Below are 13,936 nucleotides of genomic sequence, written 5' to 3' on the forward strand. Positions count from 1 at the left end.
CCAAGGGAGTTCAAGTCAGGCATGACCAAAGCAGCGACCGAGACGGCTGAAGCAGCCCCGGAAAATCAGGACGGCCCGCTTCTCGATCTCAATGACCTGTCGGTCAAGGCGATGGTGAAAACCGCCAAGAAGCGCGGTTATGTCACCCATGACGAGCTCAACAAGGTTCTCCCGTCAGAAGAATTTTCATCCGAGCAGATTGAAGACGTGCTCTCCCAGCTGTCGGAGATGGGTATTACCGTCGTTGATTCCGAGGACGAGGTGGAAGAGAACGACGCGGCTGCAGGCGATGATGAGGAAGAAGATGATGGCCGCTCCCGCGCGGTAGCCGCCAAGTCGAAAACCGCTGTCGCCGGGCAGAACACCACCTCCGCGCAGGACCGTACCGACGACCCCGTGCGCATGTATCTGCGCGAGATGGGCTCTGTGGAGCTGCTTTCGCGCGAAGGCGAAATCGCCATCGCCAAGCGGATCGAGGCCGGACGCAACGCCATGATCCGCGGGCTTTGCGAAAGCCCGCTGACGTTTGAAGCCATCATGGTCTGGCGCGAAGAGCTGCAGTCCGGCCAGGTGCTGCTGCGCGATATTATCGATCTGGACGCCACTTATGGCGGCGTACGTGAGGATCACTCCGAAACCGGCGCGCCCGACGCCGGACGCGGCCCTGCCGCCAATATCCGCGCCCAGGTGCGTTCGCGCGCCGAGGAGAGCGAGGAAAAGACCGGCGAAGAGGGCGAGGAAGGCGAAAACGCAGCCTCGACCGATGACGAGGAAGATGACGAGGATGGTGCAAACCTGTCCCTCGCGGCCATGGAAGCCGAGCTGCGCGAAGGCGTCATGGAGACGCTGGACGCGGTAGCGGGTGATTTCAACACCTTCCGCAAGCTTCAGGACAAGCTGGTCGGCCTGCGCATGGAGGGCAAGGACCTCTCCAAAAAGGATCGCGAGACCTATGAGGGCGTGCGCGAATCCATCGTCGCCAATCTCAACTCGCTGAACCTCAACAATGCGCGTATCGAGGCGCTGGTCGAACAGCTGGACGCCATCAACAAGCGTCTTGTGGTGCTGGAGGGCAAGCTCTTGCGCTCTGCCGAGGCACACGGCGTGCCGCGTCATGAGTTCATGCAGGCCTATCAGGGCCATGAGCTGGACCCGAACTGGCTGGACGACTGGAAGGCCAAATCGGCTGCGTGGAAGAAGTTCGCCGAGCGCGAGGAAAAGGAAGCCGCCCAGATTCGCGAGCACATCGCCGAGCTGGCGCAGGAATCCGGCGTGCCGATCGACGATTTCCGCCGCATCGTCGCGACCGTCCAGAAGGGCGCGCGGGAAGCTCGCATTGCCAAGAAGGAAATGGTCGAAGCCAATCTGCGCCTCGTCATCTCCATCGCCAAGAAATACACCAATCGCGGCCTGCAATTCCTGGATCTGATCCAGGAAGGCAATATCGGCCTGATGAAGGCGGTCGATAAGTTCGAATACCGCCGCGGCTACAAATTCTCCACCTACGCGACCTGGTGGATCCGTCAGGCCATTACCCGCTCCATCGCGGACCAGGCCCGCACGATCCGCATCCCGGTTCACATGATCGAGACGATCAACAAGATCGTGCGCACCAGCCGCCAGATGCTCCACGAGATCGGCCGTGAGCCGACGCCTGAGGAGCTCGCTGAAAAGCTCTCCATGCCGCTGGAAAAAGTGCGCAAGGTGATGAAGATCGCCAAGGAGCCGATCTCCCTTGAAACGCCGATTGGCGATGAGGAAGATTCACATCTCGGCGATTTCATCGAGGACAAGAATGCGGTCCTGCCCATCGATGCGGCGATCCATTCCAACCTGCGCGAGACCACGACGCTGGTGCTCGCCAGCCTCACCCCGCGTGAGGAGCGCGTGCTGCGCATGCGCTTCGGGATCGGCATGAACACCGATCACACGCTGGAGGAAGTCGGCCAGCAATTCTCGGTGACGCGTGAGCGTATCCGCCAGATCGAGGCGAAGGCCCTGCGCAAGCTGAAACACCCCAGCCGCAGCCGCAAACTGCGCAGCTTCCTGGATAGCTAGGGGCGGAAGCTGTTCAGGCGAAAATGCCTGCACAGCCGCGCGAGCTGTGCTATACTGGAAGCATGAGCAATCGTGTGAAATCCACGCCCAAACCGGCAGGCTTTGTCCTCGGGCGGCAGGCATTTGCCCGTATCAGCGCGGTGGAGGGGCTTGCCCTGACGGCCGGCATGCAGGCGGATTTCGCCGAGCTGGACAAAGCGCAGGCGAAGCCCGCGACGCGCCGCCAGCAACTGCGCAAGCGGTATGCAGGATAGTATCAACGGGCATGTATGCCGTTGAACCCGACCCGTATTGCTATCCAGACAGTGAAGTTCTGATCAATCTGCCTGGGTTACGCTCGGCTGAGCGGCTAGCGGCCTTTGAACTGGTGGCAACTACCCAGAGAGCTGACGAGCCTTTGCCAGCTGGCCGTCTTGGCGCGCGCCACTATTGCCGTGTCCATCATCACCTGTTTCAGGACGTCTATTCATGGGCGGGCGAGTTTCGCACGGTGCGTCTTGCCAAGGCTGGCAGCATGTTTTGCTACCCGGAACATATCCCGGACCAGATGGCGCGCCTGTTCGGGTTCTTGCGTGGGGAGCACTTTCTGGCCGGACTTGAGCGCGATTTGTTCATACAGGGCCTTACTCGATTCCTATCAGAACTGAACGCCATCCATCCGTTCCGGGAAGGCAATGGGCGCTCACAACTGACATTTGCGGCGCTGCTGGCCTACCGTGCGGGATGGGAGATGGACCTCGCCCGGCTTAATCCGGACGCGATTCTTCTCGCCATGATCGAAAGCTTCCACGGAAACGAAATGCCGTTACGTAATGAGCTGGCACGATTGGTCTGACGACGCTCACGCACTCGCAGCACGCGACGTATCTGATTAAAAGCAATCACATGGATTGATATGCAGTCGCGAGCTGGACAGGCGCGCTGTTGCATTGCAACATCTTTTTCTCAAAAAAATGAACAATGTTCACTTTTCAAACGCTCGTCATAGCCCTATCTTTCCGGTGCGAGTTCAACGCAACGCCCGGTCAACAGGGCGCCCATCTTTCGGAGACTGACATGCCCTTCAAATTCTCCTCCCCGATCCTGATGACCGCTGCTGCTGCCATGATGGCTGCAGGCCTGTCTGTCGCCAGCGTATCCTCCGCCGAAGCGCAGGTGTGCGAGCCGGCTTTCGTCGCTCAGAGCACCGCGCACCGCTCGGTGCGTGCCTCGGTCCAGCGCTTCGAGCGTGGCCAGTGGCGCGAAGCGGCCCACTTCGCCAATGAGGCCCTGTCGCGCCGCAATGCGGCCCCGACCATGGCCGCCGCCCGCACCAATCTGTGCGGCGCGCTCGCCAATCTCGGTGATGCCGGTGCAGCCGAAGCCTGTGATGCGGCCGTAGAGGCCAATGAAGGCGGCTGGGAAGCACTTAACAATCGCGGTGCAGCCTATGCGCTGGCGGGCAATACGGCTGCCGCCTCGGCGGACTTTGCCGCTGCTGCCGCCATTGAAGGCGCTGGCCCGGAAGCTGCTGCCAACGCTGCAGCCTGCCGCTAGAGCGATAAGGAATTCCGCTGGCCGGGCAAATCCCCCGCCCGGTCAGCGATGTTGAGCCGGACACCCCTTCAGATGGAGTCCGGCTCTTTTTTTTGCCTATTCGGCTGCGCGTACGGTCTCTGCGGTCATGAGGGACGGCAACCAGGTCTCATGAGCCTGTTTCAGGCGAATCAGGTCCAGCGCATGGCCGCCATTGATCGAGATGGCCCGTCCACCCGCGATTCCGGCCACGCTGACCGGAACATCGGCGGCGATGGCGTTCTGGCGGATGGTTTCTGCCGTCGCTGCGTCAGCGGCGATCAGATAACGGGCCTGATCCTCGCCGAACATCCAGGCATAGGCGGGCAGGGGGCCGTTATAGGCGAGCTTCACGCCTATGCCTGAGGCCATCGCCATGTCGGCAACCGCGCTCGCTAGCCCGCCATCGGAAATGTCATGAACCACGCGGGCGCGCCCGGCGCGGATTTCGGCGCGGACAAAGTCGCCATTGCGCTTCTCGGCAGCCAGATCAACATGGGGCGGCGCGCCGTCTTCTTTCTCCTCGACATGGCGCATATAGAGCGAGGCACCCAGCTCTCCGCGTGTCTCGCCGATGAGGAGTACGACATCGCCCTCTTTCATGCCGCCAAACCCGGCGCGCTTGGAAAGATCGGGCAGAAGGCCGACACCGCCGACCGCGGGCGTGGGGGGGATCGCCTTGCCATCGGTCTCGTTATAGAGCGAGACATTGCCCGACACGACGGGGAAGGAAAGCTGGCGGCAGGCTTCGGCCATGCCTTCCACGCAGCCGACGAACTGGCCCATGATTTCCGGGCGCTCGGGGTTGCCGAAATTGAGGCAATCAGTGATGGCGATGGGGTCTGCGCCCACGGCAGTCAGATTGCGCCAGGTCTCGGCCACGGCCTGCTTGCCGCCCTCGAACGGGTCGGCATAGCAATAGCGCGGCGTGCAGTCGGTCGTGATGGCGAGTGCCTTGTTCGTGCCGTGTACGCGCACGATGGCGGCGTCCGCCGGGTCCTCGGAGCTTGCCATGGTGTCGGCCATGACGTGGCGGTCATACTGTCCCCAGATCCAGCGCTTGGAGGCCATGTCGGGGCTGGCCATGATGGTCAGCAGCGCTTCGCTCAAGTGCTCCGGACCCTTCATGGAGCGCGGATCAATGCTGGCGCGCGCTTCGGGCTCGAACCAGGGGCGGGTATAGGCCGGAGCCTCCTCGCCGATGGGATCAAGCGGCAGGTCGCAGACCACTTCGCCCTTGTGTTTGAGGACCATGCGGCCGGTATCGGTTGTCTTGCCGATGGTGGCGACGTCGAGGTCCCATTTCCTGAAAATGCGCTCGGCGATGGGCTCTGCGCCGGGCTTCAGGATCATCAGCATACGTTCCTGGGATTCTGACAGCATCATCTCATAGGCCGTCATGCCGGTTTCGCGCTGGGGCACGTTATCGAGCTCCAGCTCGATGCCAAGCCCGCCGCGCGAGGCCATCTCCACGGAAGAGGAGGTGAGGCCGGCTGCGCCCATGTCCTGGATGGAGCTGATCGCGTCCTCTGCCATCAGCTCAAGGCACGCTTCGATCAGCTTTTTCTCGGTGAAGGGATCGCCGACCTGCACGGTCGGGCGCTTCTCTTCCGAGCCCTCGCCAAACTCGGCTGAGGCCATGGTCGCGCCGTGAATGCCGTCCCGGCCGGTCTTTGCGCCTACGTAAAGAACCGGGAAGCCGGCTTCCTTGGCAGCAGCGGTGAAGATGCCCTCGCGCTTGGCAAGGCCAACCGCCATCGCGTTGACGAGGATATTGCCGTTATAGCCCTTGTCGAAATTGGTCTCGCCGCCAACGGTCGGCACGCCGACGCAATTACCATAGCCGCCAATGCCCGCGACAACGCCGGAGACAAGCTGGCGGGTCTTGGGGTGGTCGGGCGCACCAAAGCGCAGCGCATTCATCAACGCCACGGGCCGCGCGCCCATGGTGAAGACGTCCCGCAAAATGCCACCCACGCCCGTGGCCGCGCCCTGATAGGGCTCGATATAGGAGGGGTGGTTGTGGCTCTCCATCTTGAAGACGGCGACATCGCCATCGCCAATATCGACCACGCCCGCATTCTCGCCGGGGCCGTAAACGACACGCTCGCCGGTCACCGGGAATTTCTTCAGATGCACCCGGCTCGACTTGTAGGAGCAGTGCTCGGACCACATGACCGAGAAAATGCCGAGCTCGACCATGTTCGGCGCACGGCCCAGCACGCGCAGGATTGTCTCGTACTCGTCTGCCGTGACGTGCTCAAGCGCGATCTGTTCGGTAATGCCGGGGGCGTATTTGGGTTCAACACTCATTCGGCATGCGTCCGTTGCGGCTGGTGGAGCGGGGAGGGATCAGGCAGATAGGCAGTGACCAGAAGCCGGGCGGCCTCCGGCGCGCCGGGTTCAGGCCGGATCGCGGAAAGGTCAGACGGGGCAGGAACGGGCAGGCCTTCGCCCATCAGCCCTTCGAGATGCAAGGCGAGGGCTTCCTGCGCGTTGAGCGCAGCTTCGCTGGCGCTGTCGCCAGCTGACACGCAGCCGTTGAGATCGGGGAAGTAGACGCTGAACCCGGATTCAGCATCGCCTTCGAGAATGGCGGGATAGACATGCAGTGTCATCGCACTCAGTCCTTGATCAGTTGCACGCCGCTCGCGCGCTCGATGGAGCGCAGTGTACCACGCTTCAGGTCCTTTTTAGGATGGGGCACCGTTACGATTGCTGCCACCCCGTCTTTCTTCATCTGCACATGGCTGCCGCGTTGACGGATCTTGCGCCAGCCGGCTTTTTCCAGCCTGGCTATGACCTCCCGGCTGGTGAGCATCACCCCCGCCCCAGAAGGCTTTCAAACACGCCAAGTCCGTCCGTACCGCCATGCACCGGATCAACCGCGCGTTCGGGGTGGGGCATCATGCCGAGCACATTGCCCGCCGCATTGGTGATACCGGCGATGTCGCGGATCGAGCCATTGGGATTGTTGAGATAGCGGAAGGCCACCTGGCCTTCGCCCTCCAGCCGGTCCAGCGTCTCGGTGTCAGCGAAATAATTGCCGTCATGGTGCGCGACGGGGATGGTCACCTCGCGCGTCTCGCCATAGGCGCGGGTGAAGCGCGAATTGGTGTTCTCGATCTGCAGCGGGGTGCGCTCGCAGACAAACAGCAGGCCGGCATTGCGCATCAGCGCACCGGGCAGAAGCCCCGTCTCGATGAGGATCTGGAAGCCATTGCACACGCCCAGTACCGGCAGGCCGTCCTCAGCGCGCTTTACCAGGTCCTGCGTGATCGGCGAGCGGGCGGCAATCGCGCCGGAGCGCAGATAGTCGCCATAGGAGAACCCGCCAGGCACCATGACGAGATCAAGCCCGTCCGGCAGGCTGGTTTCCTGATGCCAGATCATCGCGGGGGCAGCCCCCGTGACAAGGCGCAAAGCCTCGGCCGCATCGCGGTCGCAATTGGAGCCGGGGAATACAATGACAGCGGTCTTCATGGCGCAGCGTTTAGCAGGGGATTCACGCCAAGGCGAGAGGCCGGTGCGGCTGCGGCAATCGCGTTGCATCTTTGCCGCATTTTGCTGAGCGTTACGCCAGCTCGGGCGGAAGCTGGCGGGCGTGGAGGATGCGGATTATGAGCGGCACACTGCCGTCGCGGATCCGGTATAGGATGCGGTGTGATTTCACGCTGTAAGCCCGAAGAGTTGGATCAGTGGAATTGCCTGCGGTTCCAGCATAGGGAAACTCTCCGATCAGCCTAAGTGAATCTTCCAGCGTTGCCAGATAGTTTTCCGCTTGGAGGATGCCGAAATCTTCTGCGCCTTGCAGGTATAGATTGCGCAGATCGGCGGCAGCTCTCGTGCTGAGTTCAATCCGCATAGCCGCGCCGTTTGGCTTCGGCGCGGGCATCCGCCATCACCTCGTCGAATGATTTTTCGCTGACGCCGCTATCGATGCCTTCCTGGATGAGCCGCTCGAACTCGGCGCGCTTGCGGCGGTTCTCTTCATCACGCCGGATCAGGTCGCGTACATAGTCGCTGGCGCTGGCGTACTGGCCGGACCCTACCTGAGAATCGACCACCGATTTCAGGGCGTCGGGCAGGGAGATATTCATCGTGGCCATGGCGGGGTGCTCCTTCGTGAGACCAGCAGAGTTGCCAATTATTGCCAAATTTTGCGCAAAAAAGCAAAAGTCTCGCCCTTCGGCTGCGCCGCTGATAGCCTGCTTTACGGTTCAGCCGGGGAGGCAGGCATGAGCGTTCTGGGCCGTAGGCGGGGTATTCGTGAAGTCGAAGGACCCCGAGGCCAGCAAGGCCTGGTATCGCGACGTGCTGGGCATGGAGTTGGACGAGCATGGCGGCTTCACCTTCCGCCATGGTGATGCAGCAGCGCGCTATGGCGATGGCGCACGTACGATCTTCGCGCGCTTCAAGGCCGATACAGAATATTTCCAGCCCTCTGCCCAGCCCTTCATGATCAACCTGCTGGTGGATGATCTCGATGGCCTGCTGGAGCGCATCAAGGCGCACGGCGTGGCACTGATCGGCGAGCCGGAGTCTTACGATTATGGGCGCTTCGCCTGGATCATGGACCCGGACGGGGTGAAGATCGAACTGTGGGAGTCGGTGGAGCTTTAGGCCCAGTCCGCAGGGGCAATCCACGATCAGGGCCGGTTGATGGTGTCTCCCCCGTAAACGGGGGAGGACAGGCATCAGCCTCCGCGGGCATGACGAGACGAAAGAGCTTTTATTGTCAGAGGCATGGATCACCCGCATGCGCGGGTGATGACAGTGCAACGAGGCTTACGCACTCAGCTCAATGTCGTAGTTTTCGATCACCGGATTGGTCAGCAGCTTGTCGCACATGGCCTTCACGCGTTCGCTGGCCTCTTCGGCGTCAACGCTGGAGAGATCGAGCTCGATCAGCTTGCCCTGGCGCGCGCCGGTCACTTCCTCAAAGCCGAGCGTACGAAGCGAATTGGCGACGGCGGTCCCTTGCGGGTCCAGCACGCCGGGTTTCAGATAGACGTGGATTTTCGCTTTCATCGTCTCTTTGATCCTATTCGCTCTCTTCAGACTCAGGGGCCGCGCCATTGGCGCTGTCCATCTCGCGCATGATGCCGAGGCGGCGTGCCACTTCGGCATAGGCCTCGGTGACATTGCCCAGATCGCGGCGGAAGCGGTCCTTGTCCATCTTCTCGTTGGTCGTCATGTCCCACAGGCGGCAGCAATCGGGGCTGATCTCGTCAGCCAGCACCACGCGCGGCATGTCGTTCTGGTCGTACAGGCGTCCAAATTCCAGCTTGAAGTCGACCAGACGGATACCCGCACCGGCAAACAGGCCGGAGACGAAATCGTTCACGCGCAGTGCCAGAGCGATGATTTCGTCCAGCTCCTGCGGGCTGGCCCAGTTGAACGCCGTCACATGCTCTTCGGAGACGAGCGGATCGCCCAGCGCATCGTCCTTGAAGTAAAACTCCACGATGGCGCGCGGCAGTGGCTCGCCCTCAGGGATATTGAAGCGCGTGGAGATGGAGCCGGCGGCGACATTGCGCACCACGACTTCCAGCGGAATGATCTCCACCTCGCGTACCAGCTGCTCGCGCATGTTCAGGCGGCGGATGAAGTGCGTCGGCACGCCAATCCGGTTCAGGTGTTCCATGATGAACTCGCTGATCCGGTTATTGAGCACGCCCTTGCCCTCCAGCGTCGCGCGCTTCTGGGCGTTGAAGGCGGTCGCATCATCCTTGAAGTGCTGGATGATCGTACCCGGCTCCGGGCCCTCATAGAGGATCTTGGCTTTACCTTCGTAGAGTTTCTTGCGGCGTGACATGGGGGTCATCGCTCTCCGCTGGGCGTTGGAAAATCGTATCGCTGCGCCATGAGGCCCTTCATGCGCGCGAGTCTTGGGTGCGGGTCAATCGGTGTCGTGTCAAACGCGAAGCGGCCCGTCAATACGGGCCGCCTTTGATCATCAGGATACGCGCTTGGCCGGGCGCCCGCAATACCGGCCTGCAATGCGCTTCAGACGATTGATAAAGCGGCTCTGGCGCGATACCCATGGATCAAACACTCCCCGTTCCATCTATTACAGGAAACACCTCATGTCCGGCTTTGATGATCGCGAAAAGGCTCACGAAAACCGTTATGCGCGCGAGCAGGAGCTGGAGTTCAAGGCCGGTGCGCGCCGCAACAAGCTGCTGGGCCTGTGGGCGGCAGAGAAGCTCGGCCTGTCCGGTGATGAGGCCGATGCCTATGCCAAAGAGGTGATCGCGGCCGACTTTGAGGAAGTGGGCGACGAAGATGTGTTCCGCAAGGTGCGCAAGGATTTCGATGCCAAGGGCGTGGCGGTCTCCGACATCGAACTGCGCCACGAGATGACGCGTCTCCTCGATATTGCCCGCGCGCAGGTGCAGGCGGGATAAACCTACCCGAAAACCCGCGCGAAGATCGTGTCGACATGCTTGAGGTGATAGGCCTCGTCAAAGCAGCCATCGATCTGGGCCGGTGAGAGCAGGGCGGTGACTTCCGCGTCGGCTTTGAGATGATCGGCGAGCCTGCCGCCCTCATCCCAGGTTTTCATGCCATTGCGCTGGACGAGGCGGTAGGAGTCCTCGCGGCTCGCCCCGGCCTGGGTCAGCGCCAGCAGCACGCGCTGGGAATTATGGATGCCGCCATGGGCTTCCAGATTCTCCCGGCAGCGGTCGGCATGCACGATCAGGCCCTCAATCATTGAGGCGGTGCGGTGCAGGGCGAAATCCAGATGCACTGTGGCATCAGGCCCGATGCCACGCTCGACTGAGGAGTGTGAAATATCGCGCTCATGCCACAGGGCGACGTTCTCCATCGCAGGGGTCACGGCGGAGCGGACAAGGCGCGCAAGGCCGGTCAGGTTTTCAGTCAGGATCGGATTGCGCTTGTGCGGCATGGCCGAGGAGCCTTTCTGCCCCGGCGAGAAATATTCCTGCGCCTCGCGCACTTCGGAGCGCTGCAGATGGCGCACCTCAACCGCGATGTTCTCGATAGCCGACGCGATCAGGCCCAGCACGGCAAAGAAATTGGCGTGCCGGTCGCGCGGGATCACCTGCGTGGAGATGGGTTCGACGGTAAGCCTGAGCTTTTCGGCGACATGGGCTTCCACCGCCGGGTCGACATTGGCAAACGTGCCGATAGCGCCTGAGATGGCGCAGGTGGCCACTTCCTCGCGCGCCCGCACCAGCCGCTCCCGGTTACGGGCGAACTCGGCATAAAAGCGCGCAAATTTCAGCCCCATCGTGGTCGGCTCTGCATGGATGCCGTGGCTGCGCCCGATGCACACCGTCATCTTGTGCTCCAGCGCGCGCTTTTTCAGCGCGGCCAGCACCCGGTCCATGCCCTCCAGCAGGAGATCACTGGCGCGGGTCAGCTGCACGGCAAGGCAGGTATCCAGCACGTCAGAGCTGGTCAGCCCCTGATGGACGAAGCGGGCTTCTTCGCCGACAAGTTCGGAGAGATGCGTCAGGAAAGCGATGACATCGTGCTTCACCTCACGCTCGATCTCGTCGATCCGCGCGACGTCAAACTCCATGTCCTTTGCTTTCCACACCGCCTTGGCGGCAGAGGCGGGGACGACGCCCAGCTCTGCCAGCTTGTCGGTGGCGTGCGCCTCGATCTCGAACCAGATGCGGTAGCGGGTCTGCGGGCTCCAGATCGCTTCCATTTCAGGCCGGGTATAGCGGGGGATCATGGGCGCGCCTCTTCATCCGTATGGGGGAGTAGCGCGCTCTCTCGCCCCTGAGGGCGTGAAGGTCAAGAGGCGGGGGTGTCCGCCTCGCCTTTCAGGGCTGCGATTCCCGCCCGCGCCAGCGCGTCGGCGCGCTCATTGCCGGGATCGCCATTATGGCCCTTCACCCACACCCATTCGATCGTGTGGCGCTTGGTGGCCTCGTCGAGAGCCTGCCACAGCTCGGCATTCTTCACCGGCTTCTTGCCGGCTGTTTTCCAGCCATTGCGCTTCCAGCCGTGAATCCATTTGGTCACGCCGTCGCGCACATAGACACTGTCCGTAACGAGGCGGACTTTTGAAGGGCGTTTGAGCGCATTCAGCGCCTCGATGGCCGCGCGCAGCTCCATGCGGTTATTGGTGGTGTCGGGCTCGCCGCCAAAGAGCTCTTTTTCATGGCCCTTCCATTCCAGAAGCGCGCCCCAGCCGCCGGGGCCGGGATTGCCCGAACACGCCCCGTCGGTGTGAATGGTGATAAGCGTGCTCACGCCGGATGCACCGTCCACTGCGCATCAAGGTCTTTGAGGCCAGCTGCGATCAGCTCGCCCAGCACGTCCATATCGATGTCGGCGAGGCGCTTCACATTCAGGCAGGCCTGCCCCTTCTTGTGCTTGCCGAGGCGGTCCAGGATATCGCCGAATTCGGCATAGCCGGGCATGATGTAGATTGAATGCTGCGCCTTTCGCGGTGAAAAGCCCGTCGCAAGGGAGCTGCCCTCACGTCCGCTTTCATAGCGGTAGTGATAGCGTCCATAGCCCACCATGGAGGAGCCCCACATTACCGGCTCAAAGCCGGTCACCTTGCGGAACAGCGCGTCCAGCTGGCGGGCTTCCTCGCGCTTTGCTTCCGGTTCGATGGCAGCAAGGAACGCCTCCACAGGGGTATTCCCGGCCTTGGTCTGGTTTTCACTCATCACGCTACCTCGCGCGGCAATTTGAACACCACATCTTCGCTGGCGACACGTACCTCTTCGATGCTCAGCTTGCGGAAACCCGCGATCTGGGTGAGCACGTCCTCTACCAGTTCTTCAGGGGCGGACGCACCGGCGCTCACGCCCAGCGTCTGCACGGAGCCAAACCAGCTGCGGTCAAGGTCTGCAGCGCTCTGTACCAGGCGTGCATCGGGCGCGCCCGCCCGCTTGGCGACCTCTACCAGCCGCACCGAATTGGACGAGTTCGGCGCGCCTACCACCAGCACCAGATCGCAGCGCGGGGCGAGGGCCTTTACCGCTTCCTGCCGGTTGGTGGTGGCGTAGCAAATATCTTCCTTGTGCGGTGCGGCCATGGCGGGAAAGCGCGTCTGCAGCACGCCCACAATGGCCGCCGTGTCATCAACCGACAGCGTGGTCTGCGTCACATAGGCGAGCTTTTGCGGGTCGCGCGGCGTGAAGCTCTGCGCGTCCTCTACCGTCTCGATCAGATGGATCGCGTCTTCGGGAAGCTGGCCCATCGTGCCGATCACTTCGGGATGCCCCGCATGGCCGATCAGCACGATTTCAAGGCCATTCCTGTGATGGCGGCTTGCCTCGACATGCACTTTCGAGACGAGAGGGCAGGTGGCGTCCACATAGAGCATGTTGCGCCGCGCAGCCGCTTCGGGAACCCGCTTGGGCACGCCATGGGCGGAGAACACCACGGGGCGGTCATCCGGGCATTCGTCCAGCTCCTTGACGAACACCGCGCCCATGGCTTTCAGCCGGTTCACCACGTGCTTGTTGTGGACGATCTCGTGGCGCACATAGACCGGCGCTCCATAGCGCTCCAGCGCCTTCTCCACGATCTGGATGGCACGGTCCACGCCGGCGCAGAAGCCGCGTGGCGCGGCAAGCAGAATGTGGAGAGGGGGCAACGCGCTCACGGTTTTCCTCAGTGGCAGGGGCGCGACAGCGTTGCTCTCGCGCGGTGCAGGGCTTAGACACATTGGGTGTAGCAGAGTCCGGCGCGCCCGTAACCCGTACTGCCCCGTGTCTGCAACATAGTGACGAACTGGTTCTTCGGGAGACCCCATGCGCTCAATCGCCGCTGTATTTGCCGCCGCCCTTGTCCTGTCCGGGTGCCAGAGTGTGCGCGACCGCTTCGACGGACCGCAGCCCAATCCGGGTCCGTGCCCCAATGCGTTGTCCCTGTATGACGCGCACCGTCTGGTGGAGTTCAGGGGCGAGGAACGTGTTCTGCGCAATGTCGGCTTTACCGGCGAAATCCTGAATGTGAGGGGTGCCTGCACCTACACCGATACGCGGGTCTCGCCCATCGACATGCAGATGGCTGTCCGCTTTGCCTTTGGCCGCGGCGCAGCTGCCGAGAGCAGCGAGAAAACCTATTATTACTTCGTGGCCGTCACACGCACGGACAGCGTTGTTATCGCCCGCGAGGTATTCCCGATCACTGTCCGCTTCCAGCCGGGTGAAGACCGGGTCGAGCTGACCGAGGAAATCGGCTCGATCGTGATTCCGCGTGCCGAGGCGACAACCTCCGGCGCCAATTTCGAGGTGATTGTCGGCTTTGAGATGACGCCGGAACAGGTTGAGTTCAACCGCTCCGGCCTGCGTTTCCGCGTCCCTGTCGAGTAAATCTGGAC

General features: G+C 62.2%; 19 protein-coding genes. 7 read left to right on the top strand and 12 right to left on the bottom strand.

Annotated features, from left to right (window positions below):
* The first annotated feature begins 21 nt into the window (after window positions 1–21).
* The 4 genes from rpoD (at window position 22) to X907_RS05670 (ending at window position 3,594) form a co-directional block, all read left to right on the top strand.
* Window positions 22–2,058, top strand: a complete 2,037-nt coding sequence (gene rpoD / locus X907_RS05655) for an RNA polymerase sigma factor RpoD (protein ID WP_127566083.1) — start codon at window positions 22–24, stop codon at window positions 2,056–2,058.
* A 62-nt stretch (window positions 2,059–2,120) separates the two neighbouring features.
* On the top strand, window positions 2,121–2,312 hold the full coding sequence (locus tag X907_RS05660; protein WP_127566085.1) for a hypothetical protein: 192 nt from the start codon (window positions 2,121–2,123) through the stop codon (window positions 2,310–2,312).
* A gap of 11 nt (window positions 2,313–2,323) precedes the next feature.
* Window positions 2,324–2,893: a Fic/DOC family protein gene (locus X907_RS05665; RefSeq protein ID WP_127566087.1), complete on the top strand. Its 570-nt coding sequence runs from the start codon at window positions 2,324–2,326 to the stop codon at window positions 2,891–2,893.
* Between the two features lie 221 nt (window positions 2,894–3,114).
* Complete coding sequence (locus tag X907_RS05670; protein WP_127566089.1) at window positions 3,115–3,594, top strand: hypothetical protein; 480 nt, start codon at window positions 3,115–3,117, stop codon at window positions 3,592–3,594.
* A gap of 96 nt (window positions 3,595–3,690) precedes the next feature.
* Here the strand turns inward: X907_RS05670 and purL are convergent, their stop codons facing one another.
* The 6 genes from purL to X907_RS05700 form a co-directional block, all read right to left on the bottom strand.
* Window positions 3,691–5,925: a phosphoribosylformylglycinamidine synthase subunit PurL gene (gene purL, locus X907_RS05675; RefSeq protein ID WP_127566091.1), complete on the bottom strand. Its 2,235-nt coding sequence runs from the start codon at window positions 5,923–5,925 to the stop codon at window positions 3,691–3,693.
* The gene (locus X907_RS05680) at window positions 5,922–6,230 is read right to left on the bottom strand and encodes a type II toxin-antitoxin system HicB family antitoxin (protein ID WP_127566093.1); all 309 of its coding nucleotides are present in this window, start codon (window positions 6,228–6,230) and stop codon (window positions 5,922–5,924) included. The genes purL and X907_RS05680 overlap by 4 nt, the downstream gene beginning before the upstream one ends.
* A gap of 5 nt (window positions 6,231–6,235) precedes the next feature.
* Window positions 6,236–6,433: a type II toxin-antitoxin system HicA family toxin gene (locus X907_RS05685; RefSeq protein ID WP_127566095.1), complete on the bottom strand. Its 198-nt coding sequence runs from the start codon at window positions 6,431–6,433 to the stop codon at window positions 6,236–6,238.
* The gene (gene purQ, locus X907_RS05690) at window positions 6,433–7,095 is read right to left on the bottom strand and encodes a phosphoribosylformylglycinamidine synthase subunit PurQ (protein ID WP_127566097.1); all 663 of its coding nucleotides are present in this window, start codon (window positions 7,093–7,095) and stop codon (window positions 6,433–6,435) included. Before purQ ends, X907_RS05685 begins: the two co-directional genes overlap by 1 nt.
* A 91-nt stretch (window positions 7,096–7,186) precedes the next feature.
* Window positions 7,187–7,477: a type II toxin-antitoxin system RelE/ParE family toxin gene (locus tag X907_RS05695; protein ID WP_170175475.1), complete on the bottom strand. Its 291-nt coding sequence runs from the start codon at window positions 7,475–7,477 to the stop codon at window positions 7,187–7,189.
* Window positions 7,467–7,721, bottom strand: coding sequence for a type II toxin-antitoxin system ParD family antitoxin (locus tag X907_RS05700; protein WP_127566101.1), 255 nt, complete (start codon window positions 7,719–7,721; stop codon window positions 7,467–7,469). Before X907_RS05700 ends, X907_RS05695 begins: the two co-directional genes overlap by 11 nt.
* 160 nt (window positions 7,722–7,881) lie before the next feature.
* On the opposite strand from X907_RS05700, the gene X907_RS05705 reads away from it, so the two are divergent.
* Window positions 7,882–8,235, top strand: a complete 354-nt coding sequence (locus X907_RS05705) for a VOC family protein (protein ID WP_127566103.1) — start codon at window positions 7,882–7,884, stop codon at window positions 8,233–8,235.
* Window positions 8,236–8,400: 165 nt separating this feature from the next.
* Here the strand turns inward: X907_RS05705 and purS are convergent, their stop codons facing one another.
* Window positions 8,401–8,643 (bottom strand): phosphoribosylformylglycinamidine synthase subunit PurS, encoded by a 243-nt coding sequence (purS, locus tag X907_RS05710; RefSeq protein ID WP_127566105.1) that lies wholly within the window; start codon window positions 8,641–8,643, stop codon window positions 8,401–8,403.
* A gap of 13 nt (window positions 8,644–8,656) precedes the next feature.
* Complete coding sequence (gene purC / locus X907_RS05715) at window positions 8,657–9,430, bottom strand: phosphoribosylaminoimidazolesuccinocarboxamide synthase (protein WP_233352542.1); 774 nt, start codon at window positions 9,428–9,430, stop codon at window positions 8,657–8,659.
* 271 nt (window positions 9,431–9,701) lie between these two features.
* Here purC and X907_RS05720 point away from each other — a divergent pair, with 271 nt between their 5' ends.
* Window positions 9,702–10,022: a DUF1476 domain-containing protein gene (locus X907_RS05720; protein WP_127566109.1), complete on the top strand. Its 321-nt coding sequence runs from the start codon at window positions 9,702–9,704 to the stop codon at window positions 10,020–10,022.
* Between the two features lie 2 nt (window positions 10,023–10,024).
* On the opposite strand, the gene purB is transcribed toward X907_RS05720, so the two are convergent.
* From purB to ispH, 4 genes are all read right to left on the bottom strand, one after another.
* Window positions 10,025–11,323: an adenylosuccinate lyase gene (gene purB / locus X907_RS05725; protein WP_127566111.1), complete on the bottom strand. Its 1,299-nt coding sequence runs from the start codon at window positions 11,321–11,323 to the stop codon at window positions 10,025–10,027.
* Window positions 11,324–11,385: 62 nt separating this feature from the next.
* A complete protein-coding gene (gene rnhA, locus X907_RS05730; RefSeq protein WP_127566113.1) occupies window positions 11,386–11,847 on the bottom strand; it encodes a ribonuclease HI in 462 nt (153 codons plus the stop codon).
* Window positions 11,844–12,272, bottom strand: a complete 429-nt coding sequence (locus tag X907_RS05735; RefSeq protein ID WP_127566115.1) for a DUF1801 domain-containing protein — start codon at window positions 12,270–12,272, stop codon at window positions 11,844–11,846. The genes rnhA and X907_RS05735 overlap by 4 nt, the downstream gene beginning before the upstream one ends.
* Window positions 12,272–13,216, bottom strand: coding sequence for a 4-hydroxy-3-methylbut-2-enyl diphosphate reductase (gene ispH, locus X907_RS05740; RefSeq protein WP_127566117.1), 945 nt, complete (start codon window positions 13,214–13,216; stop codon window positions 12,272–12,274). The genes X907_RS05735 and ispH overlap by 1 nt, the downstream gene beginning before the upstream one ends.
* Window positions 13,217–13,364: 148 nt before the next feature.
* On the opposite strand from ispH, the gene X907_RS05745 reads away from it, so the two are divergent.
* Entirely contained in the window at window positions 13,365–13,928 is a 564-nt protein-coding gene (locus X907_RS05745; protein ID WP_127566119.1) for a hypothetical protein, read from the top strand.
* The last annotated feature ends 8 nt before the right edge of the window (window positions 13,929–13,936 follow it).

Source organism: Glycocaulis alkaliphilus (assembly GCF_004000605.1).
GTDB lineage: Bacteria > Pseudomonadota > Alphaproteobacteria > Caulobacterales > Maricaulaceae > Glycocaulis > Glycocaulis alkaliphilus.

Bases quoted from the DNA above. Each gene is read 5' to 3' on its own strand.
- rpoD (WP_127566083.1), top strand. From the start codon at position 22: ATGACCAAAGCAGCGACCGAGACGGCTGAAGCAGCCCCGGAAAATCAG.
- X907_RS05660 (WP_127566085.1), top strand. From the start codon at position 2,121: ATGAGCAATCGTGTGAAATCCACGCCCAAACCGGCAGGCTTTGTCCTC.
- X907_RS05665 (WP_127566087.1), top strand. From the start codon at position 2,324: ATGTATGCCGTTGAACCCGACCCGTATTGCTATCCAGACAGTGAAGTT.
- X907_RS05670 (WP_127566089.1), top strand. From the start codon at position 3,115: ATGCCCTTCAAATTCTCCTCCCCGATCCTGATGACCGCTGCTGCTGCC.
- purL (WP_127566091.1), bottom strand. From the start codon at position 5,925: ATGAGTGTTGAACCCAAATACGCCCCCGGCATTACCGAACAGATCGCG.
- X907_RS05680 (WP_127566093.1), bottom strand. From the start codon at position 6,230: ATGACACTGCATGTCTATCCCGCCATTCTCGAAGGCGATGCTGAATCC.
- X907_RS05685 (WP_127566095.1), bottom strand. From the start codon at position 6,433: ATGCTCACCAGCCGGGAGGTCATAGCCAGGCTGGAAAAAGCCGGCTGG.
- purQ (WP_127566097.1), bottom strand. From the start codon at position 7,095: ATGAAGACCGCTGTCATTGTATTCCCCGGCTCCAATTGCGACCGCGAT.
- X907_RS05695 (WP_170175475.1), bottom strand. From the start codon at position 7,477: ATGCGGATTGAACTCAGCACGAGAGCTGCCGCCGATCTGCGCAATCTA.
- X907_RS05700 (WP_127566101.1), bottom strand. From the start codon at position 7,721: ATGGCCACGATGAATATCTCCCTGCCCGACGCCCTGAAATCGGTGGTC.
- purS (WP_127566105.1), bottom strand. From the start codon at position 8,643: ATGAAAGCGAAAATCCACGTCTATCTGAAACCCGGCGTGCTGGACCCG.
- purC (WP_233352542.1), bottom strand. From the start codon at position 9,430: ATGTCACGCCGCAAGAAACTCTACGAAGGTAAAGCCAAGATCCTCTAT.
- X907_RS05720 (WP_127566109.1), top strand. From the start codon at position 9,702: ATGTCCGGCTTTGATGATCGCGAAAAGGCTCACGAAAACCGTTATGCG.
- purB (WP_127566111.1), bottom strand. From the start codon at position 11,323: ATGATCCCCCGCTATACCCGGCCTGAAATGGAAGCGATCTGGAGCCCG.
- X907_RS05735 (WP_127566115.1), bottom strand. From the start codon at position 12,272: ATGAGTGAAAACCAGACCAAGGCCGGGAATACCCCTGTGGAGGCGTTC.
- X907_RS05745 (WP_127566119.1), top strand. From the start codon at position 13,365: ATGCGCTCAATCGCCGCTGTATTTGCCGCCGCCCTTGTCCTGTCCGGG.